The sequence below is a fragment of the Flavobacterium sp. 38 genome (assembly GCF_057799715.1).
Genome location: NZ_JBYNWZ010000005.1, coordinates 51325 through 75231 on the forward strand (window position 1 = coordinate 51325; position 23907 = coordinate 75231).

24 protein-coding genes and 2 tRNA genes are annotated in these 23907 nt (G+C 33.4%); 12 read left to right on the plus strand and 14 right to left on the minus strand.

The window, feature by feature from the left end:
- The 3 genes from AC3E9W_RS13870 to AC3E9W_RS13880 all read right to left on the minus strand — a co-directional run bounded on the left by AC3E9W_RS13870 (window position 1) and on the right by AC3E9W_RS13880 (window position 2478).
- Window positions 1-753 (minus strand): hypothetical protein, encoded by a 753-nt coding sequence (locus AC3E9W_RS13870; RefSeq protein WP_488768802.1) that lies wholly within the window; start codon window positions 751-753, stop codon window positions 1-3.
- Window positions 740-1300 carry an RNA polymerase sigma factor gene (locus tag AC3E9W_RS13875; protein WP_488768803.1) on the minus strand — a complete coding sequence of 187 codons (561 nt, stop codon included), beginning with the start codon at window positions 1298-1300 and terminating at the stop codon, window positions 740-742. The genes AC3E9W_RS13870 and AC3E9W_RS13875 overlap by 14 nt, the downstream gene beginning before the upstream one ends.
- A gap of 200 nt (window positions 1301-1500) precedes the next feature.
- Window positions 1501-2478, minus strand: a complete 978-nt coding sequence (locus AC3E9W_RS13880) for a polyprenyl synthetase family protein (protein ID WP_488768804.1) — start codon at window positions 2476-2478, stop codon at window positions 1501-1503.
- Window positions 2479-2638: 160 nt separating this feature from the next.
- On the opposite strand from AC3E9W_RS13880, the gene AC3E9W_RS13885 reads away from it, so the two are divergent.
- Window positions 2639-3499, plus strand: a complete 861-nt coding sequence (locus AC3E9W_RS13885; RefSeq protein ID WP_488768805.1) for a hypothetical protein — start codon at window positions 2639-2641, stop codon at window positions 3497-3499.
- 143 nt (window positions 3500-3642) lie between these two features.
- On the opposite strand, the gene rlmN is transcribed toward AC3E9W_RS13885, so the two are convergent.
- Complete coding sequence (gene rlmN, locus AC3E9W_RS13890; RefSeq protein WP_488768806.1) at window positions 3643-4692, minus strand: dual-specificity RNA methyltransferase RlmN; 1050 nt, start codon at window positions 4690-4692, stop codon at window positions 3643-3645.
- Between the two features lie 470 nt (window positions 4693-5162).
- On the opposite strand from rlmN, the gene AC3E9W_RS13895 reads away from it, so the two are divergent.
- From AC3E9W_RS13895 to AC3E9W_RS13925, 7 genes are all read left to right on the plus strand, one after another.
- Window positions 5163-5759: a YceI family protein gene (locus AC3E9W_RS13895; protein WP_488768807.1), complete on the plus strand. Its 597-nt coding sequence runs from the start codon at window positions 5163-5165 to the stop codon at window positions 5757-5759.
- A gap of 128 nt (window positions 5760-5887) precedes the next feature.
- Window positions 5888-6457: a YceI family protein gene (locus AC3E9W_RS13900; RefSeq protein WP_488768808.1), complete on the plus strand. Its 570-nt coding sequence runs from the start codon at window positions 5888-5890 to the stop codon at window positions 6455-6457.
- A 5-nt stretch (window positions 6458-6462) separates the two neighbouring features.
- Window positions 6463-7914, plus strand: a complete 1452-nt coding sequence (locus tag AC3E9W_RS13905) for a hypothetical protein (RefSeq protein ID WP_306160898.1) — start codon at window positions 6463-6465, stop codon at window positions 7912-7914.
- Window positions 7915-7922: 8 nt separating this feature from the next.
- Window positions 7923-8474, plus strand: coding sequence for a hypothetical protein (locus AC3E9W_RS13910; protein ID WP_306160901.1), 552 nt, complete (start codon window positions 7923-7925; stop codon window positions 8472-8474).
- Between the two features lie 177 nt (window positions 8475-8651).
- Window positions 8652-9047 carry a hypothetical protein gene (locus AC3E9W_RS13915; protein WP_306160903.1) on the plus strand — a complete coding sequence of 132 codons (396 nt, stop codon included), beginning with the start codon at window positions 8652-8654 and terminating at the stop codon, window positions 9045-9047.
- A gap of 111 nt (window positions 9048-9158) precedes the next feature.
- Window positions 9159-9800, plus strand: a complete 642-nt coding sequence (locus AC3E9W_RS13920) for an O-methyltransferase (protein ID WP_306160905.1) — start codon at window positions 9159-9161, stop codon at window positions 9798-9800.
- A gap of 77 nt (window positions 9801-9877) precedes the next feature.
- Window positions 9878-10597: a phytanoyl-CoA dioxygenase family protein gene (locus tag AC3E9W_RS13925; RefSeq protein ID WP_488768810.1), complete on the plus strand. Its 720-nt coding sequence runs from the start codon at window positions 9878-9880 to the stop codon at window positions 10595-10597.
- A 253-nt stretch (window positions 10598-10850) separates the two neighbouring features.
- Here AC3E9W_RS13925 and AC3E9W_RS13930 read toward each other — a convergent pair whose 3' ends face one another.
- From AC3E9W_RS13930 to AC3E9W_RS13960, 7 genes are all read right to left on the minus strand, one after another.
- Window positions 10851-11414 carry a phosphatase PAP2 family protein gene (locus AC3E9W_RS13930; RefSeq protein ID WP_306160908.1) on the minus strand — a complete coding sequence of 188 codons (564 nt, stop codon included), beginning with the start codon at window positions 11412-11414 and terminating at the stop codon, window positions 10851-10853.
- A complete protein-coding gene (locus AC3E9W_RS13935) occupies window positions 11414-11761 on the minus strand; it encodes a Sec-independent protein translocase subunit TatA/TatB (protein WP_456893872.1) in 348 nt (115 codons plus the stop codon). The genes AC3E9W_RS13930 and AC3E9W_RS13935 overlap by 1 nt, the downstream gene beginning before the upstream one ends.
- A gap of 152 nt (window positions 11762-11913) precedes the next feature.
- Window positions 11914-14157 (minus strand): M1 family metallopeptidase, encoded by a 2244-nt coding sequence (locus AC3E9W_RS13940; RefSeq protein WP_488768811.1) that lies wholly within the window; start codon window positions 14155-14157, stop codon window positions 11914-11916.
- A 66-nt stretch (window positions 14158-14223) separates the two neighbouring features.
- The gene (locus AC3E9W_RS13945) at window positions 14224-14730 is read right to left on the minus strand and encodes a DUF6702 family protein (protein ID WP_488768812.1); all 507 of its coding nucleotides are present in this window, start codon (window positions 14728-14730) and stop codon (window positions 14224-14226) included.
- A complete protein-coding gene (bamP, locus tag AC3E9W_RS13950) occupies window positions 14727-15482 on the minus strand; it encodes a BamP family beta-barrel-assembly machinery protein (protein ID WP_306160915.1) in 756 nt (251 codons plus the stop codon). The genes AC3E9W_RS13945 and bamP overlap by 4 nt, the downstream gene beginning before the upstream one ends.
- On the minus strand, window positions 15472-16164 hold the full coding sequence (locus tag AC3E9W_RS13955; RefSeq protein ID WP_456893869.1) for a carboxypeptidase-like regulatory domain-containing protein: 693 nt from the start codon (window positions 16162-16164) through the stop codon (window positions 15472-15474). The genes bamP and AC3E9W_RS13955 overlap by 11 nt, the downstream gene beginning before the upstream one ends.
- A gap of 22 nt (window positions 16165-16186) precedes the next feature.
- Window positions 16187-16954 carry a carboxypeptidase-like regulatory domain-containing protein gene (locus AC3E9W_RS13960; RefSeq protein ID WP_488768813.1) on the minus strand — a complete coding sequence of 256 codons (768 nt, stop codon included), beginning with the start codon at window positions 16952-16954 and terminating at the stop codon, window positions 16187-16189.
- Window positions 16955-17118: 164 nt separating this feature from the next.
- On the opposite strand from AC3E9W_RS13960, the gene pepE reads away from it, so the two are divergent.
- Entirely contained in the window at window positions 17119-17826 is a 708-nt protein-coding gene (pepE, locus tag AC3E9W_RS13965) for a dipeptidase PepE (protein WP_488768814.1), read from the plus strand.
- Window positions 17827-17960: 134 nt separating this feature from the next.
- On the opposite strand, the gene AC3E9W_RS13970 is transcribed toward pepE, so the two are convergent.
- Both AC3E9W_RS13970 and AC3E9W_RS13975 read right to left on the minus strand, forming a co-directional pair.
- Window positions 17961-18033, minus strand: a tRNA-Gly gene (locus AC3E9W_RS13970).
- Between the two features lie 98 nt (window positions 18034-18131).
- Window positions 18132-18204, minus strand: a tRNA-Gly gene (locus AC3E9W_RS13975).
- A 135-nt stretch (window positions 18205-18339) separates the two neighbouring features.
- Here AC3E9W_RS13975 and AC3E9W_RS13980 point away from each other — a divergent pair.
- Both AC3E9W_RS13980 and AC3E9W_RS13985 read left to right on the plus strand, forming a co-directional pair.
- Window positions 18340-18777 (plus strand): GNAT family N-acetyltransferase, encoded by a 438-nt coding sequence (locus AC3E9W_RS13980; RefSeq protein ID WP_488768815.1) that lies wholly within the window; start codon window positions 18340-18342, stop codon window positions 18775-18777.
- 1 nt (window position 18778) lies between these two features.
- Window positions 18779-20362, plus strand: coding sequence for a L,D-transpeptidase family protein (locus AC3E9W_RS13985; protein WP_488768816.1), 1584 nt, complete (start codon window positions 18779-18781; stop codon window positions 20360-20362).
- Here the strand turns inward: AC3E9W_RS13985 and AC3E9W_RS13990 are convergent.
- Window positions 20351-21076 carry a murein L,D-transpeptidase catalytic domain family protein gene (locus tag AC3E9W_RS13990; RefSeq protein WP_488768817.1) on the minus strand — a complete coding sequence of 242 codons (726 nt, stop codon included), beginning with the start codon at window positions 21074-21076 and terminating at the stop codon, window positions 20351-20353. The genes AC3E9W_RS13985 and AC3E9W_RS13990 overlap by 12 nt on opposite strands.
- 301 nt (window positions 21077-21377) lie before the next feature.
- Here AC3E9W_RS13990 and AC3E9W_RS13995 point away from each other — a divergent pair, with 301 nt between their 5' ends.
- Window positions 21378-23813, plus strand: a complete 2436-nt coding sequence (locus tag AC3E9W_RS13995; protein ID WP_488768818.1) for a DUF5916 domain-containing protein — start codon at window positions 21378-21380, stop codon at window positions 23811-23813.
- The last annotated feature ends 94 nt before the right edge of the window (window positions 23814-23907 follow it).

Below are 23907 nucleotides of genomic sequence, written 5' to 3' on the forward strand. Positions count from 1 at the left end.
TTATTTTTTAACGTTTCGATTTTCTACCGCAACTTTAACCGTGTGATAACTTCTATTTATTTTGGTAATCAGTTTTTCTCTAAAAGAAAGCTCCAATTCCCCATCTACCTGATCCAATAGATCGTTAGAATTGATTTTTACTTTAGATTTTGATTTAGGCGCATTTTCTGCCAGAATTTTATTTTCTGCCGTTTCTAATAATTGATCAATGTTTTCTTTTTTTGAAGTTTCTGCTACTAAAGCTTGATTGGTTGTTGATTGTTTTTCTTGATTGATTTGATTGATGATTGAAGACTCCGCTATTTGATTTGATTCCTTTTGAATGTTTTTATTTGAAATTTGTCCGGAAGCTTCGGAATTGTTTTTTTCATTTTTGTTTGCTCTTTCTTCCGAAGTTTTTTCAGCAATTGCAGTTTCTGTTTTCGCTGAATCAATAGTATTTAAAATAGGCTCTGTTACTGATTCTTTTTGAGTTTCAGTTTCCTTTTCTTTTTCCACAACTACCGTTTCTGGTGTTTTAACTGTATTTTTATTATGATTGAAAAACAGTGTCCCAACCAATAAAAACCCGATGAAGCTGGCCGCGATATACAGCCATTTTCTTTTTGATTTTTTCGAATGAAGTTTAATTGGCTCTTTTTCTTCTGCCACAGTCAGCATCGCATCCAATCGATCCCAGGCTTTATTGCTTGGTTCAATCTTGCGTTGGTTTAGTTTGTCACGGAAATCCTTTTCAAAATTATTCGGTTCCATTATCTTGTTTTTTTAAAATAGTAATTTGTGTTTGGAGCATTTTTCTAGCGTGCGATAATTGCGATTTTGACGTTCCTTCATTTATTCCTAACATCTTGGCAATTTCATTGTGTTTGTACCCTTCTATAGCATATAAATTGAAAACCATTTTATACCCATCAGGCAAAGCATCAATTAAATACTGAATCTGTTCTACAGTAAACTGGCTGTCGATTTCGTTAAAGCTTTCTTCTACAAAAAATTCATCTTCGGCAAATTTTACTTTTTTCTGAACTCGTAAATACGAAATGCATTCGTTAACCATAATTCGGCGAATCCAACCTTCAAAACTGCCTTTGTGCTCGAAGTTTTTTAAATTCGTAAACACTTTCATGAAAGCCGTAATCATTACATCTTCAGCCAGCTGAATGTCTTTTATATATTGTCGGCATACGCTTAACATTTTTGAAGAAAACTTACTATAAATCTGCTGTTGCGCCTGACGATTGTTTTCGACAGCGAGCTTTATGATTTTAGCTTCTTCTTGATGTAATGCTATAATTTTCATTAATAAGCGGTTCGGTTTTGGTTTTAGAAACAGACTTCTATTAGCATAGACGATTGTCGATTTGAAATGGTTGCATGAAGTATTAAAAATTTCAATAAAAAAATTCCAAATCCCAATAAAACAAAAATAGACAACTGATTTACAATAAAGTAAAACAATTATCTAATTGACAAATTTTCTAATTATCTAATTTAAAGAGACTATTTTTTTCTTTCAATAACGTAGTTCACCATCAAAGTCAAAGCATCTTTGTATTCTGAATCTTCGAAGTTTTGAAGTAATGCAAGTGCTTCTTGCTGGAATTCGACCATTTTATTTTCGGCGTAAGCCAAACCATTATTGTTTTTTACAAAGGCAATCACTTCTTTTACGCGTTTTTTGTCTTTGTTGTGGTTTTTGATGGAGTTTATCAGCCACTTTTTTTCTTGCGGAGTACAAGTATTTAAAACATGAATTAAAGGCAAAGTCATTTTTTGCTCTTTAATATCGATTCCGGTTGGTTTTCCGATTGCTTCTTCGCTGTAGTCGAATAAATCGTCTTTGATTTGAAAAGCCATTCCGATCAGTTCGCCGAATTTACGCATGTTTTCTACCTGAATATCGTCTTCGATTACGGCTTTCGCGCCAAGCGCACAACAAGCAGCAATAAGCGTTGCGGTTTTTTTACGAATGATTTCGTAATACACATCCTCGGTAATATCCAATCTTCTTGCTTTTTCGATTTGAAGCAATTCTCCTTCGCTCATTTCGCGAACGGCAACGGAAATAATTCTCAATAAATCGAAATCGCCATTGTCAATTGAAAGCAATAAACCTTTAGACAATAAATAATCTCCCACCAGAACGGCAATTTTATTTTTCCAAAGCGCATTGATAGAGAAAAATCCGCGGCGACGATTACTGTCGTCAACCACATCGTCGTGTACTAAAGTTGCGGTATGAATTAATTCGATAACCGAAGCTCCACGGTACGTTCTTTCATTTACCGTACCGCCAGAAACCATTTTTGCAGTAAGAAAAACAAACATCGGACGCATTTGTTTCCCCTTACGGTTTACAATATAATAAGTGATTCTGTTTAGTAAGGCAACCTTAGAGGACATCGACTCATGAAACTTTTTTTCGAAAAGTTCCATCTCGTTAAAAATAGGCTGCTTTATTTGAGACGTGATATTCATTTAGACTCCAAATATACTATTTTAAATAAAAATACGTTGTGTATTTTAGGTTAGGATTTAAATAATTTATGCACTAACCTGAAAAAAAACACCAAAAATAGATCTAACTAATACTGATTTGAATTCATTAACTAAAAGAAGAACAAAAAACTATTTATTTATGAAAACAAAATTTTTATTAATTAGCACTTGTATTACAATGTCTTTTTTTATCAGCTGTAATTCTGATGAAAAAACAAATGACGGAACAGCCGCAGCGATTACCAACGAAGAAATTATAACTAATTCTAAAATCGATGCCTCTGTTGAGGATGTTACTAATATTGCTGAAGACCAATTTAGTTCTCAGCTTAATGTGAATGCAAAACCAAGCGGACCAATAAAAAATTATCTTCCGAGCTGCGCCACAATTACGACCGTTTTAACCAATAATACTTGGACAAAAACAGTAGATTTTGGCGCTGAAGGCTGTACTCTTAACAATGGAAATACAGTTAAAGGAAAAATGGTTGTTTCTTTTTCTAACGATTTTACTTCTTCTACACAAACGATCAGCTACACTTTTGAAGGGTTTTATCATAATGGCAAAAAACTTCAGGGAAGCAAAAGCATTGTAAGAACGATTAAAGAAACCAGCCTATTGGTAACACCACACCCAGTTTCTACAGCTTCTATAGATTTGACTATTACTTTTGATGATGGAAAAGTGTATACTAGAAAAGGAACATTGATAAAAGAAATGACTTCTGGTTATGACACCTGGTTTGATTGGGAGGATAATGTATTTGTAGTTACCGGAAGTGGTTCTACAACTTTTCCTAACGGAGATACTTTTTCGGCAGAAATTACTACTCCTTTAGAGTTTAATGCAAGCTGCCGAAAATCTTTTGCAGTTAAAGGAATTGTTTCTATAACTAAAAATGGCGCTACAGCAACTATAGATTATGGAAACGGAGAATGCGATACACTTGCAACAGTAACAAAAGACGGAGTTACAGAAGAAGTAGATTTGAAAAAATAAAGCATCCTTTTTGTCCAAAAAAAGAAGCATTAAGAACGGGAAATTTCTCGTTTTTAATGCTCTTTTTAATACCGATGAAATAATCCTAGCGGATTATATTTTGGAATAGCTTATTTTTTTAGTGAGCGGATAATCCTTGCGGATTATGCTTCTGCTTCTTTATTGGCTAACTGTCCACACGCGGCGTCGATGTCTTTTCCTCTACTGCGTCTCACCTTTACCACTACGCCGATATTCTCTAACGCTTTTATGTATGCCATAATCGATTCTTCTGAAGCTTGCTGGAATTCGCCATCATCAATTGGATTATATTCAATTAAATTGACTTTGCAAGGCACATATTTACAGAATTTTACTAAAGCATCAACCGAAGCTTTGTCATCGTTGATTCCTTTCCAAACTACATATTCGTAAGAAACTTTGCTTTTTGTTTTTCTGTACCAATATTCTAAAGCTTCTCTTAAATCTTTTAAAGGAAAGTTTTTGCTGAATGGCATAATGCGCGCGCGAGTTTCGTCTATTGCTGAATGCAGAGAAACTGCCAGCTTAAACTTTACATCATCGTCTGCCATTTTTTTGATCATTTTCGGAATTCCCGAAGTCGAAACCATGATTCTTTTTGGAGACATTCCTAATCCTTCTTCTGAAGTAATCATATCGATGGCTTTAATGACATTGTTATAATTCATTAAAGGTTCGCCCATTCCCATGAAAACGATATTCGAAAGCGGATGATTGTAATACAGACGGCTTTCTTTATCAATAGCCAGAACCTGATCGTAAATTTCGCCAGGTTCTAGATTACGCATTCTTTTTAATCTTGCTGTAGCACAAAAATTACAATCTAAACTGCAACCTACCTGACTAGAAACACAAGCTGTAGTTCTAGTATCAGTCGGAATTAAAACAGATTCTACGACAAGACCGTCATGAAGGCGTACGGCATTTTTTACTGTTCCGTCACTGCTTTTCTGCATCGTATCAACTTTGATGTGGTTGATTACAAAGCTGTTTTCAAGCATTGATCTCGTAGCTTTTGCCACGTTTGTCATGTCATCAAAACTATGTGCTCCTTTACTCCACAACCATTCGTAAACCTGATTTCCGCGAAAAGCTTTGTCTCCATTTTCAACAAAAAAATCGCGAAGCTGTTCTTTTGATAAGGCTCGTATGTCTTTTTTCTCCATTTGCATGCTGCAAAGTTAAGCACTTTTGTTATTTTTTTTTGTTTTTTGATGTCATTCTTATTTAAAATTCAAAAAACTGGAAAAAAATTTCTTCAAAATTTCAAACGTTTTATTAAAGCTTAAAGGCTGTAAACACTCACTTTCTGTTTTTTTGTACTAAAATAATATTTTACGCCATTTTTTTGATCAAATACAGGAGTGGCTCTCTTTTGATTTTTCCCAATCAAAACCAAAACAAACTTCTGATTTACAACTATTTAAACCTATTTCGTTTTTCAAAACAGAACTGTTTTACTATCCTAAAAATCAGCGCTCTTTTTATTATAGGTTTTTAATAAAATTTTAACAATGATTTTTATCATGTGCGATTCTATGCATACATAATACATTTGATACAAGAAAAATATACTAGTCGGTTAGTTTCTTTAGTAAAGAACTTCGAGACTAAAATGAATAACCCAAAATACTACATTCTCATGAAAACTCTCAAATCAATTTTTCTGATCGTTGCAGTTACTTTTTTCACTTTACAACTAAATGCACAAAAAAAATATAGCGTAGACTCAAAATCAACTTTTGAAGTAGCAGGAACTTCTACAGTTCATGATTGGGTTATGAGATCTACTGAAGGAAATGGCACTGCTGTTTTTAACATAAAAGACAACAAGCTCAATGCAATAAACAGTCTTACTGTTATACTGCCAGCAGAAAGCCTAAAAAGCAGCAAAACTAGCATGGACAACGTTGCTTATGAAGCTTTGGACACCAAGAATAATAAAACTATCGAATACCTTTTAAAATCGGCACAAAAACTAAGCGAAACTTCTTGGGAATTTACTGGATCGTATACTATCGCTGGTGTGAGTAAAGAATACAAAACACAAGTAAATATAATAGCCAGCAACGGAAATTTTATTTTACAGGGTGCAAATCAAGTCACTTTTGCCGATTTTGAAATGGCTCCTCCAAAAGCGGCTCTTGGTGTTGTTAAAGCTGGAAAGGACTTGACTATTCTTTTTAATATCACGCTAACCGACTACGCAAAAAACGATAATACCCTGGTGATCAATTAGGGATTCACAACAATTTTTATTCTGATTTATTACTTAACAAACAGGCTTTTTGCCGAGTGTTTGAGGTAAATCGCACCCTTATTTTAGTACTAAAAAAAATTAATTATCAACTTAATAAACATGACAAGATGAAAACCAATTCAATAAAATTAATTGCACTTGTAATTACATTCTTCGGAATGACATCATTCGCAACAGCGCAGAAATCTTACACTTTGGATAACAAATCTACTTTTTCTGTTGCGGGAACCTCTACACTTCACGACTGGGAAATGAAATCAGCTTCTGGAACTGGAACAGCCTCTTTAAATATTGCTAATGGAAAATTAACGGATATAGAAGCTTTGACAGTTACTCTTTTAGCCGAAAGTATTAAAAGCGAGAAAAAAAGCATGGACAAAGTAGCATACGAAACTTTAAAAACAGATAAAAACAAAACCATAAAATATGTTCTGAAATCTGCTGAAAAAGTTAATGAGAATACTTGGGAACTAACAGGAACTTACACCATTGCTGGAGTTAGTAAAGTTTACAAAACATCTGTAAAAACAGCGGTTACAAAAGATGGTTTAAACCTTCAGGGATCTAATAAAATCACTTTCACAGAATTCGGTATGAAATCTCCAACGGCAATGCTTGGAACCATAAAAACAGGACAAGACTTAACCCTAAAATTTAATTTAACCTTTAATTTATAAGCGTCATGAAGAAGATTTATATACTATTTATTACATTAATAAGTACGCTTGCTGTAAATGCACAAGTTAGTTTTGGAAACATGCAAAACCAAATTTCTAGAGATAAGAACGGTATAAACGTTTTTGACGTTCAAAAAGACGATCGAGAATTTAAAGGCCTCAGTATTGATCTTGGCGGTGCTTTCAACATGGATTTTCAAGCTACAAATTCATTCAACGATCAACCTAACACTGTTACAACTACGACTACTACAGCTACCGGGACCACTGTTAGAACAATTACCGGATACCGCTTAATGAATACCGAAAACAATTTTACGCTTCCTGGAGCCGATATGTATCTTGGTGCTCAATTGTTTGACGGAGTACGAGTAAATTTAGATATTTATTTGGCTTCAAGACACCACAATGATTCTTATGTAAAAGGCGGATACTTGCAAATTGACAAATTAGACTTTATCAAAAAAGATTTCTTGGCTGATGTAATGAAATATGCTACCATTAAAATTGGACAAATGGAAAATAATTTTGGTGATGCTCATTTCAGAGGTTCAGATAATGGTAACACCATCAGAAATGCATTTGTTGGCAACAACATCATGTATTCTTTTACTACAGAAATGGGTATGGAGGTTTACTACAACAGAAACGGATTGGTAAGCATGTTAGGTGTTACAAATGGTAATTTAAATCAAAGTAATGAAGAAGTGTTTTATCCCGCTGGTCCGAACGCTAACACGACACATAGTCCTTCAATCTTAGCTAAATTTGGTTATGATAAACAGCTTAATAAAGATTTAAGAGTAAGATTAACGGGTTCATATTACCACAATGCAAATTTGGGTAACGCAAACATATATTCTGCTAATAGATCAGGATTTGGTTATTGGGGTATATTGAATAATAACGCTTATAAAAATACCATTACTAAAACAGATGCAAATGGTACTGTTATTTCTACAACCACTACCGATGTTCCTACAAGTTTCAGTAAAACATCTACTCCAGAGGCAACGTTCAACCCAAATTTCAAAAATTGGGCTACTACTTACATGATTAACCCTTTTGTAAAATATAAAGGACTTGAATTCTTTGGAACAATCGAATTGGCTTCTGGAGGAGACAAAGCAGGAACTGACGACAAACGTACGGCTAATCAATATGCATCAGAGCTTATTTACAGATTTGGAAAAACAGAACAATTCTATATAGGAGGAAAATACAATACTGTATCTGGAAAATTATCTAATGCTGATGCTCAAAAGGTTACTGTAGATAAATTTGAAGCAAGTGCAGGTTGGTTTATGACTAAAAACATTTTGGCTAAATTAAACTACGTTAATCAAAACTATAAAAATTACGCTCAATTTACAGGAGATCCAGCTACTGGAAATTTAAACAACTTTTACGGAGGTAAATTTGATGGTTTAGTATTCGAAGCTACAATTTCATTCTAAAAAAAAAAATGAAAACAAGATTTTTAATCTTAATTATGGGTTTAGTAGCTTTCTTTTTCTTAGGAAGTGCTAAACCCACTTTTTTCCCAGAAGATACTGCTGTGGTAATAAATAAAATTAAAATAGAAATCACAGGATTATCAACTGTTGGTAAATACAATTGCTCTAACACCTTTACTATAAAAGATACTGTTTTTGTAAATTCAGTTAAAAAGAACACTTTTAATACGGAGATCAAAATGTCAGAATTTGATTGTGGCAATAAGATAATGACCAAAGATTTACAAGGAACTGTAAAGGCTAAAAAATTTCCGAACAGCACTGTTTCCATTAGCGACATAAAACCTGTCGGAAAAAATTATAAATGCAGATTAAACTTTTTCATTACCGATAAAACATTGAAATACAAAGATTTTATCTTATACAATACCGACGATAAAATTCAAGGAACTCTTAATTTAAAATTCTCTGATATTGAATTGGAAGCCCCCGTAAAGATGGCCGGATTGATTAAAGTCAAAGATGACATTGTGATTAATTTCAGCTTATACAAAAAATAATTTTTTCGCATTAAAATTTAAAACGCTATTACAAAAAAATCCAAAATTTGGCACAAGAATTGTTTTGCTCTTAAAAGAAAAATAATCTTACAAAGAGCTCAATCATTTTAAAATTTGTACTTTTATTTTTCAGCCATTTAACCTTTAAGTTTTATCAACCTAAAAAAAAATTAAATTATGAAAAAACAAATTTTGAGTTTAGCTGTAATTGCTTTATTAGCTTTCGCTGTTCAATCATGCGAGAAAAAAGAAAAAACTGCAGAAGATGAATTAACTCTTGGAAACAAAGTTGATTCTCTTACAACAGATATCGAAGAAGTAAAAGACAGTGCTGTAATCAAAGCCGAAAATGCTGCTGCAAAAGCTAAAGATGCTACTGAAAATGCAGCAAACGATGTTAAAGACGCTACTAAAAAAGCAGCAAATGACGTTGAAAATGCAGCTAAGAAAACAGCAAATGATGTAAAAGACGCTACTAAAAAAGGCGCTGAAAAAGTGGAAAATGCCGCTAAAGCTGCTAAAGACGGAACTGTAAAAACAGCTAAAGATGTAAATGAAGCTTTGAAAAAATAAAATTCATCTAAATCCTAAACAGAAACCATTCGCAAAACGAATGGTTTTTTTATGCCCGATACTAAGTGTATAATTTTGTATTTTTGTCGCTAAATTACAAGATACTACAACATGCATTTTATCTCTCAAGAATTAGAAGATTATATCGAACAGCATTCTGAAAAAGAACCAGAATTGTTGGCGAAACTCAATAAAGAAACCTACCAGAAAATACTTTTGCCAAGAATGCTGAGCGGTCATTTTCAAGGTCGTGTTTTAAGCATGCTTTCTAAACTGATTCGACCTGTTAATATTCTAGAAATTGGAACTTATACTGGTTATGCGGCTTTGTGTTTATGTGAAGGAATGCAGGAAAATGGACAATTGCACACTATAGATATTAAAGAAGAATTGGTCGATTTTCAGCGAAAATACTTTGATATGTCACCTTGGGGAAACCAAATTTTTCAGCATTTAGGTGAAGCTGTAAACATCATTCCTGATTTAGATCTAAAATTTGATTTGGTTTTTATTGATGCTGATAAAGAAAACTATCTGAATTACTGGGAAATGATTGTCCCAAAAATGAATAAAGGCGGCATCATTTTGTCTGATAATGTTTTATGGAGCGGAAAAATTCTGGATCCTGTTCACCCAAATGACGTAAGCACAAAAGTACTTTTAGAATACAATCAGCTTTTAAAAGACGATCCAAGAGTAGAAACGGTTTTATTGCCAATTCGTGATGGATTGACGGTATCGAGAGTTCTTTAAAATTCTGAGTTGCTGAGTTGCTGAGCCACTAAGCCGCTAAGACTCTAAGGTTTTCTTCTATTTTTAAAAACAATCCAATGACTTACTCCAATCAGGTAAATAGCGAAGGCTTTTTAATAATAAATAATGTTTTTTCAGAAAATGAAATTGAAAATATAATTTCTTTGATTGAAAACAAAACTACAGATAATCAAGAAAGTGCTACTTTTAGAAAGTCACAAGATTTATTTGCGATCAGACAATTTCACAAAGAAGTTCCAGAAACTCTTCCTGTTATTTTTAATAAAAAACTTCAGGAAATTATAGAAGACACTTTTGGCGAAGGCTTTTTTATAACGAAGTCCATTTATTTTGACAAACCAGAAAAATCGAATTGGTTTGTGGCTTATCATCAAGATTTAACAATTTCGGTTGATCAAAAAATTGAGGTTGAAAATTTTGAAAACTGGACTGTAAAACAAAATCAATTTGCTGTACAGCCTCCAGCAGAAATATTAGAAAACAATTTCACAATCAGAATTCATATTGATAAAACCACTAAAGACAATGGCGCTTTAAAAGTGATAAATAACTCGCATTCGAAAGGAATTTTGAGAATTGAAAACCTTGATTTCGAAAAAGAAAAGGAAACAATTTGCGAAGTCGAAAAAGGTGGAATCATGATTATGAAACCTTTATTGTTTCATGCCTCAAATAAAACCACAAACAACGAACGCAGAAGAGTTATTCATATTGAATTTAGCAAACAACAACTTCCAAGCGGATTGGAATGGAGTGAGAAAATGGTTTTGAATTAGTTTTTTTAAAGGTGCTAAGTCTCTAAGATTAAAAAAACATGAATTGCCTCCAGCTTTAGCTGGTGGGCTAAAAATAAAGAGAAAGGCTTTAGCCAAAACATTAAATGTTTGGCTAAAGCCTTTTCTTTTTGAGCACAAAAAAACCTTCAGCTAAAGCTGAAGGCTATTGATAAATTTTTAAAAAAATACGTTTATTTTTTTAGGTAAACTTAGAAGCTCAGCACCTCAACCCCTTAGAAGCTTTAAAAAAAACCTATCCCGGAAAATATTGCGGTTTCAGCTTTCTATAAACCAAATATAAAAGTGATCCGAAAAGCGCTCCGAAGAAATAGCCTGCTAGGATATCTCCTGGGAAATGCAAACCTAAATAAATTCGGCTATAAGCGAATATTAAAGGCCATAAAAATAAGAATCCTATGTATTTAAAATAACGTCTTAAAACCCAAAATAAGAAAGTTGCAACTGCCATTGTATTGGCTGCATGTCCAGAGAAAAAGCTAAACGATTTTCTAACCTGAACCACTCTGATGATTGAGTTCACTTCAGGATCATTACATGGTCGTAAGCGCTGAAAAGTATGTTTGAATAAATTGCAAGTTTGATCTGTAAAAGCAAGCAGAATTGCTATAAAAAGTAAAATATACAGGGTTTGCTTTCCTCCTATTTTTTTATAAATAAGATAGAACAATAATAAGAAAAATGGCGTCCAGTTTAATTGGCTGGTAATAATAAGCCATAAGTTATCGTATGTTTCAGAACCTAATCCGTTTAGGTAGATTAAAAGATCTTTATCTAATTCCTGTATTTTTTCAAGCATTATCTTTGGCGTTTTATAGGTCCAGAAACAGCATCAATATCTTCTTTTACTTTTTCGATTTCATTAGCAGTATCTCCTAAAAGATTTCCTGTATCTCCAAGTAAATTAGATTTTGCACTATTAATTTCTGCATTGATATTTCCTGTAATATCACTTAAGGATTTTGAATCAAGACCATTAGCCTCTGCTCCTTTCTGGATTTCACTTTTAATATCATTAGTTGCATTTTTTAATTGAGCCATTGCTTTCCCCATTGTACGCGCAATTTCCGGCACTTTGTCTGAACCAAAAAGCATTAACACGATAAACAGTATGAAAACTAATTCTCCTCCTCCTATACCAAACATAACTTTTATTTTTGTTGTCGCAAAGATATTAAATTTTGAACGCTTAGTGTTTTAAAATTAACTTAAAAAGTCCTTTAAAATACATTTCAAAAAAGAAAAAAGTCCATCAAGCTTTTCAACCTGATGAACTTTTTATCCTAAATTTTATTTATTTAGTCAAATTTTGACTTTGTTTCTACTTTTGGCCAAGAGTTATTGGTCACATCAATATCTGCTGTCAGCAATTGCGGATCAATCTGAATACTCTTAATTGCTTTTGTTGTAGCGTAAACTTTTCTAGCAGTTTCATTACTTTTTCTCCAGATTTGTGCTGGATATTTGTAATTGTCTTTAGAACCGTCCTCGTAAGTGATCTCAACTAAAATAGGCATGATCATTCCGCCTGGCTTATTAAATTCTACTTCGTAGAAATATTTAGGAGATTTAATGCTTGCTTTTTCTTCAGCCGTAAATGTCTGATCTACATAATCTGCCAAAGGCTTGAAATCTTCAACTTTTAAAGCTTTTTTCTTAGAATCGCTTACTTCTGCGTTATCTCCAGAAACCAAGTAAACAAAAGGTCCTTTTTCAAATCCAAAACGCCCTTTTCTAACTTTAACATTCTTAAGATCAGTCGTTGGAGTATCTGAAACATAATATTGTTTTACATCGTTAATTCCGATATCAACAAAATCTGTTGAGTAGAACCATCCTCTCCAGAACCAATCCAAATCTACTGCAGAAGCATCTTCCATAGTTCTAAAGAAATCTTCTGGAGTTGGATGCTTAAACTTCCATCTGTTTGCATAAGTTCTGAAAGCATGATCGAATAATTCTCTTCCCATAACTACTTCTCTCAAAATATTAAGACCTGTAGCTGGTTTTCCGTAAGCGTTATTTCCAAACTGGTGAATCGTTTCTGAATTCGACATAATTGGCTCTAAGAACTTTTGGTCACCGCTCATGTACGGAACAATATTTTTTGCAGGTCCTCTTCTTGAAGGGAAATTTGGATCTAATTCCTGCTCAGCTAAATATTCTAAAAATGAATTCAAACCTTCATCCATCCAAGTCCATTGGCGTTCATCTGAATTTACGATCATTGGAAAGAAAGTATGTCCAACTTCGTGAATAATTACACCAATCATTCCGTTTTTAACTTCTTTGCTAGTCACTCCATTTTCATCTGGACGACCGTAATTCCAGCAAATCATAGGATATTCCATTCCTTGATCTTCTGCAGAAACTGAAACTGCTTTTGGATATGGATATTCGAATGTATGAGAAGAATAGCTTTTTAAAGTATGTGCTACAACCATTGTAGAAGTTTCTCCCCAAAGCGGATTTGCTTCTTTTGGATACACAGATTCTGCCATAACAGTTCTGTTACCCATCTTAACAGCCATTGCATCGTAAATGAATTTTCTTGAAGAAGCAATTCCGAAATCACGCACATTTTTAGCGCTGAATTTCCACGTTTTTTTCTTTTCAGAGAAACCTTTTTCAGCCGCTTCAGCTTCCGCTTGCGTCACAATAACTACAGGTTTATCAAATGATTTTTGAGCCTGTTCGTATCTTTTTACTTGTTCTGCTGTAAAGACTTCGCTTCTATTTATTAATTCCCCAGTTGCATCAATCACGTGATCTGCAGGAACTGTAATGTTTACATCAAAATTTCCGAAAGGAAGAGCAAACTCTCCGCTCCCCCAGAACTGCATGTTTTGCCATCCTTCAACATCGTTGTAAACTGCCATTCTTGGATAGAACTGAGCAATTACATACAATTTATTGCCGTCTTTTTCGAATAATTCATATCCAGAACGACCGCCTTCTTTTCTATAATTATTGATATTGTACCACCATTTGATTGAGAAGGAAATTTTTTCTCCTGGTTTTAAAGGCGAAGTCAAATTAATACGCATCATAGTTTCGTTGATGGTATATGACATTGCGCTTCCTTTAGCATCTTTAACTTGTTCGATATTAAAACCGCGCTCTAAATCTTTTTTCAAATATTTAGAAGAAAAACCATCAAGCGGCAAAACCTGACTAATTTTATCACTTTCAGCTAATGAAGTCTGCGTATTTGCTTTTGCCTGATTCTGATCTAACTGTACCCATAAATATTCCAAAACATCTGGCGAATTATTAGTGTAGGTAATAGTTTCAGATCCGCTTAATCTTGAATTTTTATCATCCAATTCAACATCAATTTTGTAATCTGCCTGCTGCTGGTAATAAGCTGGCCCTGGAGCTCCAGAAGCTGTACGAAACATATTTGGTGTTGCCAGAAGATCATACATTTGGCTAAACTTATTCGTATCGTACTTTCCTTGTTGCCTAGCAGGTGCGGTTGTTGCTTTATCCTGCGCCATTAACATTGCAGGAAAAAGTAATAATAATGAAAGGTTTTTCATAAAAATTTAATGGTAATTTCTTTAGGCTGTGAAAATAGTAATTATAACATTAATATTACCAATACATTAATATTTTAACAATTCTTTCCTTGAAGATTCTGTAAAAAGGATACTTCTTTTTGTATCAAATGCTGAAATATGTGTAATGTTTTGTTGTTCAGAGTTCCAATCTACCAAAATAGTATTAGAAATTTCAAGAGTTTTAAATTTATCCACATCCTTAATTCTCGAATAACAGACTAGAACATCATCAGCTTCAACTTCTTTAGATAAAAAAGTTATTGCTTTTGACTGTCCATTTACTTTGATTAAAAAATGTTCAGAAAGGTATTTTTTTAGCAATTCAACATCTGCTGGAGTTTCTTTGCTTGTGCCCACAAATGTTTTTTTGTGATACTTCTTCTCCATTGCATTATTCAAATCATCAATAAAAATGCGGGAAGTAATCTGCAACATTTTCTTTTCTGCCGCATAATTTACCTGAAAAACACCAACATAAAATTTATGAAAAGCAAATGCTGAAGACAATACAAATAAAATACCCAACAAAGGATAAACTAACTTTTTTTTCATTTTTGAACAGCAGAAGCTTTCTTAAATTCTTTATTCTTATTAATCATGAAATCCATCAGCTGAAACTTCTGATCTGGATCTACCATTTGCTTAGAATGCGGATCGTTAGAGCAGTACATCAAGAAAAGCTCTATTTCATCGGGCTTAAGATTCAGTGTCTTGGTGTAAAAATCTTTCGTAAAATTATCTTTAGCATATTCTACAAAAGCGATATCGGTAACTTCTTCCTCTTTTACGTCTTCTTTTTTACTTAAAAGCTTTTTGACATCTTTAAAGATTCGAACAAAATCGGTTCCATATTTTATAGTTTGATCTGAGAGCATTGCAGTATTTTTTGCTGTAGACTGATTATCATCTTCAAATTGCATGTCTACAAATTTCTGAGAACCGCCCTCCAGCGATTTAACCTTCAAATCTTTCTTAACCACAACTTCTTTAAGCTGATTATTTACCAAATCCAGCTTTACTTTTAACAAAACCTCAGCACAGTCTTTTTCAGTTAAAACTATTTTTTTTGATTGAAATGTAAGGCCAGAAAAAAGTAAAGTATCTTTTGGCTGTGCCATGATATCAAATAAACCGCCAGAACCAATAAATGTTCTGACATTGGCATTAATATTCATTACATAACCACTTTCTATGGCTAAAAAATCATTTATAACCTGACCGTGTAATGGTTTCCTAAAACCGTTTTGCCCTAATACAAATTGACAAAATAAGCATACAACGAGTACTCCTAATTTATTTTTCATTTTCGAGAATTGTTAGATATTTCCTTGCTAAATCTGTGATCAAAAACATACTCATTGTTTTGTTCTTTGTATTCAAAGATACAGCAAATTCAGCATCATCCACACAAAATAATTGAAATCCTTTTATATAATCTACAGGTATTTTCAATCTTTCAGTATAATAATTCTCCTCAAAAAGATATTCCAGCTTTCTAAAAAGAGCTTCCTTTTTCTCTACATTCACTTCTTTTTTCAGCATCGCAGTTCGCCCCGAAATACCATTTAAAAGCTTATCAATTGATGTTGAAGTAGCCGTATAAACTTTTCGTTCTGCGGGTGTGTATTTTTTCTGTCCGTACGGAATAATTCCTAAATTTTCAGCCGTTATATTCGCGTTTTCATTTACAATAACCTCTTTCAATTCTACTTCTTTTGCGGTCATTTTCACCACTAAAGTATTCGGATACAAATCTTCAGGCACGACTCTCCTTTTTAAAGGCTCCAAATTGACAGCAGAAAAAACCAAAACATCTCCTTCTTTGGCCGTGATTAAAAAATTACCCTCAGAATCTGAAACTGTCGCTACTTGAGTATTATTATTAATGATATTCACTCCTTCAATTGGAGTAGAATGTTCCAACACTTTTCCGACTAATTGTTTGGCATCGTTTTTTTGCCCAAAACTAATTTGAACGAAAAACAAAAAAACAAAAATTGATATGATTTTATTTTTTTTCACCAGCAATCATTTCTTTATATTTTACAGCTAATTCTCCTAAAAGAAATTCTGTAGAAGTTTTATTTTTAGAATTCAAAATTGCAGTAAACTTATCATTTTCTATTGCATAATATTCAAAACCTTTTACATAATCTGCCGGAATTTTTAATCGGTCAATAAAATGATCCAGACTAAACATATTTTCCAGAAGCCTCATAAAAAATTCCTTTTTCTCAACGGCAACTTCTTTTTTAAGCATCGCTGTTCGTCCTGAGAAAAAATTAAACAATGGATCTGCAGAAACAGAACCTCCTGCCATTGTTCCTCCGTTTGCTGTTGCATTCAGTGCTGTCGCTGTTTGCAGTTTGCGTTCTGCTGCAGTGTATTTTTTTTGCCCTGACGGAATTACGCCCAAACTTTCGGCGTTAATATTATCATATCGCTTTACCACAACTTCTTGCAACTGATACATAATCATAGTAAGATTGACAGTAAAATTGAGACTGGAGAAATCTTCTTGTTTTAGTAAAACCCTTTTTTCTTTAAAACTTATCGAAGAAAAAACCAGAACATCGTCTGCTTTTGCCAAAATCGAAAAAGATCCAGAGGCATTTGTAGTTACAGTTTCTTCGGTTTGCGCATTAATTACATAAATACCTTCCAAATCTGATGCATTGGAAACTACCGAACCATTAAAAACAGAACGATCCTGACTCTGAGACCAGCCAACCTGTCCCGCCATAACAATTAAAAAACAAGCAATTTTATGCAGCAAAATGAAATAAATTAAAAATATTCTTAAAACGGTAAAAATATCTCAAGTAGTTCCAAATTTAATACTAATGAGTTGGTAAAAATATGTTAATTAAAATCTTAAAAACTTAAACAAAATCAGAGTTTTTAATACCTTTAACAAACAAAAATTTGAGTTTAAAAATCATGAAAAGCATTATTATTGCAAGTACTTCTACCTTGCACGGAGGCAACTACTTAGAATATATTTTACCTACTTTAAAAACACATTTCAAAAACTGTCAAACGATATTATTTATTCCTTATGCGCGCCCTGGTGGAATTTCGCACGAGGAGTACACCAAAAAAGCCGCTGAAGCATTTGCTACAATCAACATTGCTGTCAAAGGAATTCACGAATTTGAAAATCCGCAGGACGCGGTAAAAAATGCGGAAGGAATTTTCACTGGCGGAGGAAATACTTTTTTGCTAGTTACACAGCTTTACAAAAACAACGTTATGCAGTTACTTTCTGAAACTGTAAAAAATGGAACGCCATATCTTGGGTCAAGCGCAGGAAGCAATATCTGCGGTTTATCAATGCAGACTACAAACGACATGCCTATTGTTTATCCTCCGAGTTTTCAAACTTTAGGATTAATTCCATTCAACCTGAATCCGCATTATTTGGATGCCGATTTACAATCGAAACACATGGGAGAAACTCGTGAAACAAGAATCAAAGAATTTCACGCATTCAACGCAATTCCAGTTTTAGGTTTAAGAGAAGGAAGCTGGTTAGAAGTAAAAGGAGAAAAAATCACCTTGAAAGGAGACTTGAAAGCTCGCTTGTTCAGACAAAATCAAGATCCGACAGAATTAGAAACAGAAAGCGACTTGAGCCACCTGAAATAATTTTTAATTTTTAAACCATATAAGTTATATAAGTTTAATTTTAAAAGCTAAACTTAAATTTCTTATATTACTTATATGGTTTAAAAAACAAACAAAAACAAAAAAGCCTCAAACAATGTTTGAGGCTTTTGAAGAGCGAAAGACGAGGCTCGAACTCGCGACAACCAGCTTGGAAGGCTGGAGCTCTACCAACTGAGCTACTTTCGCATTAACCGGGTGCAAATTTAAAAAGTTTAATTTTAAAAACAAATAAAAATTAAAAATTTTATTTTCACAAAAACAAAACTAAAAAGTTTGTTTTCTAGAGCGAAAGACGAGGCTCGAACTCGCGACAACCAGCTTGGAAGGCTGGAGCTCTACCAACTGAGCTACTTTCGCATTGGTTCGGCAAAGATAGAAAGAAAGTTCAGTTAAAAACAAGCTTTTTGGCAAAAAAATTTAATAAAAAACAACAATTATTTATAACTTATTTAAAATTAAAAAGTTATAAATGCAATATTTTTAAAAAAAATCATGATTACAATCAAAGAAATTTCGTCACAAGAGACTTATGCTGTTCGCCAACCTGTTTTAAGAAAAGGAAAACCTATAGAAAGCTGTGTGTTTGAAGGCGACGATTTAGAGTCTACACATCATTTTGGATTATTTGATGATGAAAATTTAATAGGAATTATTTCCTTATTTAATAAAATCAACACTATATTTGCGGCACAAAATCAAGCGCAAATTCGAGGGATGGCTGTTTTAGAAACCCATCAAAAGAAAGGATTTGGCGAAGCTTTAGTTAAACATTGTGAAACCTACTGCAATAAAAACAAAGTTGATTTGATTTGGTTTAATGCCCGAACAGCTGCCGTTGGCTTTTATCAAAAACTGAATTACCAACCCCTAGGTGAATCATTTGATATTAAAGATGTTGGCGAACATTATTTGATGTTTAAAAAATTATAATATGAAAAAACTTTACTCTCTAATAGTAATATGCATTTTTATTGGCTGTAAAAAAGAAGATCCAAAACCTACACCTATTGTCAAAAAAAAGGTACCAGCCATTATACTTACTGACGAAAGAAAAGTTGAAATTGACACCGCAATAATAGGCACTTTTAAAAGTGAAACCTTAAAACAATTTTACATTGCATCTGAAAACCAAACGGTATGGGGAAATCTTAAGAAAAGAACTTTTGTTTTATCGCAATTAGAAAAATCAGACGAATTAGGCTTAGAACCAGAAGATTATAAAATATCGCAACTGAAAAAATTTGAAAGCAAAATCGGTTCGTTAAACGATCGTGACTTGGCTACGTATGATATTTTATTGACTTATAATTTTGAAAAATACCTTAATCATCTTTATAAAGGAAAATTGGATCCTAAAAAACTATACACGAATTGGGACCTCAACGAAAAAACATTTGATGTAAATTCTGTTCTTGTTAAAGGTTTCAACAACAACAAACTAGATAGCATAGTTGAAAACATTCAGCCTAAAACACAAACCTACAAAGAGCTTCTAAAAGCACTTGAAATCATCAATACATTTCCAGATGAGAATATAAGCACGATTGAATCTGCCGATAAAATTGTTTTGAACGACACCAATCCTGCTTTAATTAACATCAAAAAAAAGCTTTTGTACTGGAACGATATGACTGGAAAAGACAGTCTTACTAAAATTTACGATAAAAAGACTTTCGAATCGGTTAAGAAATTTCAAGAGAGACACGGCTTAGCTGCAGATGGAGTTATCGGAGTTGGAACTATTCGTGCTTTAAATTATTCTAAAGAAAGCAGAAAAAAACAGATAATCGCCAATTTGGAGCGTTGGAGATGGTATCCGTCAGAATTGGCAGAAAATTACTTTATTATTAATATTCCTGATTACAGCTTAAATGTTGTCGAAAATCAGGACACTACTTTAGTTAGGAATGTTGTTGTCGGAACCAGCAAAAGAAGAACACCTATTATTACTTCGTATTTAAAAACGGTTGTTTTTAATCCGACGTGGACTGTTCCTCCTACTATTTTAAAAGAAGATGTGGTTCCTGCTATGAAAAGAAACCGAAATTATCTGACCAAGAAAAACATCACGATTTATGACACTTCTGGAAATGTTGTGTCTCCTGTCGCATGGAATGAAAACAAACCGAACAACTATCGTTACGTACAAAGTCCTGGCTCTGATAATTCATTAGGATTAATGAAGATCTTGTTCCCAAACCATCACAGCGTATACCTGCACGATACAAATCACCGTAATGTTTTTGGACGAAATAACCGCTCCATGAGTTCTGGATGCGTGCGTGTTGAAAATCCGTTAGAATTGGCTCAACATATATTAGATGTCGACGGAAACTGGCCTCAAGACAGAATCGATACTATTATTGCACGTAAAATAACAATGAGCTTTAAGATTACCAAAAAGTATGCTTTATACCAATGGTATTGGACGGCTTGGAGCAAAAAAAATCAGCTCCTATTCAGAGCTGATATTTATGATTTAGATTCGGATTTATATGCGCAATTAAGAAATTAGCCTCTCTTCCATCTCAAAGCTTCTTGATGGATGATAGATATATAAACACGATTTGTCTTTTATTAATTGAATAATATCATTAGTCATTTCAACTGGAACTGCAGGACAGCCTTGGCTTCTGCCTAATCTTTTATGATTTCTAATGAAAGATTCCGAAACGTAATCTGCGCCGTGCATTACAACACCTCTTTCGCGGGCATTGTCATTTACACCATTTTCTAAACCGTCTAAACGTAAAGAAGCGCCGTGTTTTCCTTGATAAATTTCACCGGTTGCATAAAATCCTAAACTGCTTTTAAATGACGAATTAAGATTTGAAAATGCTGAAGCAAATTCTTCTCCAGTATTTCTTCCGTGAGCAACAAGCGAGTTAAACAAGATTGTATTGCTAGTTAAATCAATAACCCACAAACGTTTAGTGTTTGATGACAAACTAAAATCAATTAGTGTTAGAATATTTTTCTTGATCACTCCTTTTTCTTTCAGCAAATAAAATCCCTTTAAAGCTTCCGAAAAAGTTTTAAGTTCAGGCATTTTAAAATTGTTGGAATTTAACGAGTTATAAACGCTCTCGATTTTAGAATCTACTGTAACTTTTTCGACTTTAGCAATCGTCTTTACAGTGGCAATTTTTTTAAGATCGGCTGTGTTCTTTGAATCTTTTCCAAAAGACAATAGCAAAAACACAAATAACGGATAAATTTTGTAAATCATTGAATTTCTTTAGGTTAAACAAAAAATTTGGGTATGGCAAAAGTATAAAAAAATCACTCCTTGCAAAATACGAGCCTGATTTTCAGGCTTTTTTTGCTTAAACTTTAACATTATTAACATAAAAATGCTATTTCTGTAAGATTTTATCTTACGCTAAAAATCCTAACATTTTGCTCTATTTTCTTAAAAAAATGCGAACAAAATGAAAATTTTGAAACTTAAACTGTAACAAGTGAAACAAAATGAAGTCTATTATCCCTATATTAAAGTACTTTTGCTTATCAATTCCCACAAAAATTCAATGAAAAAAATCTTTTTTTTCGGCTTTCTTTTATCCGTTTTAAGCAGTTACGGCCAGAATCAGAAAAAATCTATTCAGGCGCAAGTAACTCCACTTGCTATTACTATTGATGGAAAACTCGATGAAACTGCGTGGGAAAATGTACCAATTGCAACAGACTTCATTATGCTGGAACCAGACAACGGTAAAGCTATTCCACACGAAAAACGCACTGAAGTTAAAGTCGTATATAATAATGATGCGATTTATATTGGCGCAATGATGTACGATAATGAGCCTTCTAAAATTTTAAAGGAAATTTCGCAGCGTGATAATTTTGGAACCGCAGATCTTTTTGGTGTTTTTATAAATGGTTTTAATGACGGACAACAGGATTTTATGTTTTATGTTTCTGCTGCCGATGTGCAGGGCGATTGTATTATGACCGATGCCAATGGCGAAGATTATTCTTGGGATGCCGTTTGGATTAGCAAAGCGTCTTTGGCAGAAAATGGATGGATTGTTGAGATGAAAATTCCATATTCTGCTTTGCGATTTTCCGCAGAAAACAAACAAACATGGGGAATCAATTTCTTTAGAGAAATTAAACGCGAACGCTTTAAATATACTTGGAATTTTGTTGACAGAAAGATCGGTACTTTTACGCAACAGGCAGGAACTCTAGAAGGAATTGAAAACATAAAACCTCCTACTCGATTGTTTTTCATGCCTTATGCCTCGTATTATTTAAATGCCTCAGACGGACAAAAAACATACGGAACTATCAAAGGCGGAATGGATATTAAATATGGCATAACGGATGCTTTTACGATTGATGCCATTTTAGTACCAGACTTTGGACAGACCAAATATGACGATCAGATTTTAAATCTTGGGCCTTTCGAACAGCAATTTAACGAAAATAGAGCTTTTTTTACAGAAGGAACGGATTTGTTCAGTAAAGGAAATATATTTTATTCGCGAAGAATTGGTGGCGCGCCATCAGTCGATCCTTCTTTAAATGAAAATGAAGAAATTACAGAACTGCCCGCTGCCGTAAATCTTGTTAATGCTTTAAAATTATCAGGAAGAACAAAAGACGGACTCGGAATTGGTATTTTAAATGCCGTTACAGAAAAAACTTTTGCTACCATAAAAGATACAATCTCTGGAGGAACTAGGCGCACTGTTGTTGAACCTTTGACAAATTATAATGTGTTGGTTTTAGATCAGCGTTTCAGAAAAAATTCGTCGGTTACTTTTATTAATACCAACGTTACTCGCAACGGGCATTTTAGAGATGCAAACGTAACGGGTCTGGCTTGGGATTTAAACACAAAAGCCAATACGTATAGTTTATTTGGAAACGTAAAATACAGTTCGATAAATGACAGTAAAGACAAAAATGGTGTTTTTTCGACAGTAAGTTTGGCAGAAACAAGTGGAAACTATAGATACAGCGTAGGCACCGATTTTGTGTCTAAAGATTTTGATCCAAATGATTTGGGAATTAATTTTTATACGAATTACTATAATATTTACGGGAACGCAAATTACCGCATCTTAAATCCGACTAAGCGTTTCAATAGCTTTAGAATTGACTATGAAATGTATGCTGAGTTTAATAACGAATCGGGAAAAGTACAGGACAATAAAATTGCAGCTGAAGTAAATCTTAGTACCGTCAGAAATAATTATTATGGAGCTGGTTTTACTGCTTCTCCATTAGAATCTCACGATTATTATGAACCAAGAGCAGCAAACCGTTATGTAATTATACCACGCAAAATAGATTTTTGGGGAAGTATTTCTACCAATTACAATCATAAGTTTGCTTTAGACTTGAATCCGTCCGTATCAATTGCAGACGAACGCGGCCGCGCGGCATACGGCGTAGACATTGGGCCTCGATACCGATTTAGCGATAAATTACTGCTGACTTATACTTTTAGCTTTCTCAAAAGAAACAATAACAAAGGTTTTATAGATAGTTTTGACGACGACGACAATGAAAACACAGCTGAAACTATTGTATTTGCTAATCGCGATGTTATTACTTACGCAAACACTATTAGCGGGAAATATGCAATCAATAGTGCTATGACTTTAAATTTAGCTATACGCCAATATTGGTCTTCGGCAGAAAACAAAGACATTCTTAAACTTGATTCAGATGGGACTTTAGATCCATATCCGCAATATACGGAGAACAAAAATTCGAGTTTTTATTCTTGGAATGCCGATTTGTCTTATTCTTGGTGGTTTGCTCCTGGAAGCCAACTTTCTGCTTTATACCGAAATAATGCTTCTAATTTTGAACGCATTATCCATAAAGATTTCAAGCACAATGTTACAGAATTACTAAACAATGACGCATTAAACCACATCTTTTCTATCAGTGTGAAATATTTTATTGACTATAATGCAGTCAAAAATAAAGTCAGAAAGAGAGCTTAGCGTGAATTAATTTTAAAAAATAAAGGCTTCTGTAATTAAATTAATATTTTTTGTCTGCCTTCTTTTTATTAAATATAAAATGCAACAAAGCTTT

Coding starts and splice junctions, on each gene's coding strand:
- AC3E9W_RS13990 (WP_488768817.1), bottom strand. CDS start 21,076: ATGATTTACAAAATTTATCCGTTATTTGTGTTTTTGCTATTGTCTTTT.
- AC3E9W_RS13900 (WP_488768808.1), top strand. CDS start 5,888: ATGAAAACCAATTCAATAAAATTAATTGCACTTGTAATTACATTCTTC.
- bamP (WP_306160915.1), bottom strand. CDS start 15,482: ATGAAAAATAAATTAGGAGTACTCGTTGTATGCTTATTTTGTCAATTT.
- AC3E9W_RS13880 (WP_488768804.1), bottom strand. CDS start 2,478: ATGAATATCACGTCTCAAATAAAGCAGCCTATTTTTAACGAGATGGAA.
- AC3E9W_RS13930 (WP_306160908.1), bottom strand. CDS start 11,414: ATGCTTGAAAAAATACAGGAATTAGATAAAGATCTTTTAATCTACCTA.
- AC3E9W_RS13940 (WP_488768811.1), bottom strand. CDS start 14,157: ATGAAAAACCTTTCATTATTATTACTTTTTCCTGCAATGTTAATGGCG.
- AC3E9W_RS13905 (WP_306160898.1), top strand. CDS start 6,463: ATGAAGAAGATTTATATACTATTTATTACATTAATAAGTACGCTTGCT.
- pepE (WP_488768814.1), top strand. CDS start 17,119: ATGAAAAGCATTATTATTGCAAGTACTTCTACCTTGCACGGAGGCAAC.
- AC3E9W_RS13895 (WP_488768807.1), top strand. CDS start 5,163: ATGAAAACTCTCAAATCAATTTTTCTGATCGTTGCAGTTACTTTTTTC.
- AC3E9W_RS13980 (WP_488768815.1), top strand. CDS start 18,340: ATGATTACAATCAAAGAAATTTCGTCACAAGAGACTTATGCTGTTCGC.
- AC3E9W_RS13995 (WP_488768818.1), top strand. CDS start 21,378: ATGAAAAAAATCTTTTTTTTCGGCTTTCTTTTATCCGTTTTAAGCAGT.
- AC3E9W_RS13910 (WP_306160901.1), top strand. CDS start 7,923: ATGAAAACAAGATTTTTAATCTTAATTATGGGTTTAGTAGCTTTCTTT.
- AC3E9W_RS13870 (WP_488768802.1), bottom strand. CDS start 753: ATGGAACCGAATAATTTTGAAAAGGATTTCCGTGACAAACTAAACCAA.
- AC3E9W_RS13885 (WP_488768805.1), top strand. CDS start 2,639: ATGAAAACAAAATTTTTATTAATTAGCACTTGTATTACAATGTCTTTT.
- AC3E9W_RS13945 (WP_488768812.1), bottom strand. CDS start 14,730: ATGAAAAAAAAGTTAGTTTATCCTTTGTTGGGTATTTTATTTGTATTG.
- AC3E9W_RS13985 (WP_488768816.1), top strand. CDS start 18,779: ATGAAAAAACTTTACTCTCTAATAGTAATATGCATTTTTATTGGCTGT.
- AC3E9W_RS13915 (WP_306160903.1), top strand. CDS start 8,652: ATGAAAAAACAAATTTTGAGTTTAGCTGTAATTGCTTTATTAGCTTTC.
- AC3E9W_RS13920 (WP_306160905.1), top strand. CDS start 9,159: ATGCATTTTATCTCTCAAGAATTAGAAGATTATATCGAACAGCATTCT.
- rlmN (WP_488768806.1), bottom strand. CDS start 4,692: ATGCAAATGGAGAAAAAAGACATACGAGCCTTATCAAAAGAACAGCTT.
- AC3E9W_RS13935 (WP_456893872.1), bottom strand. CDS start 11,761: ATGTTTGGTATAGGAGGAGGAGAATTAGTTTTCATACTGTTTATCGTG.
- AC3E9W_RS13925 (WP_488768810.1), top strand. CDS start 9,878: ATGACTTACTCCAATCAGGTAAATAGCGAAGGCTTTTTAATAATAAAT.
- AC3E9W_RS13875 (WP_488768803.1), bottom strand. CDS start 1,300: ATGAAAATTATAGCATTACATCAAGAAGAAGCTAAAATCATAAAGCTC.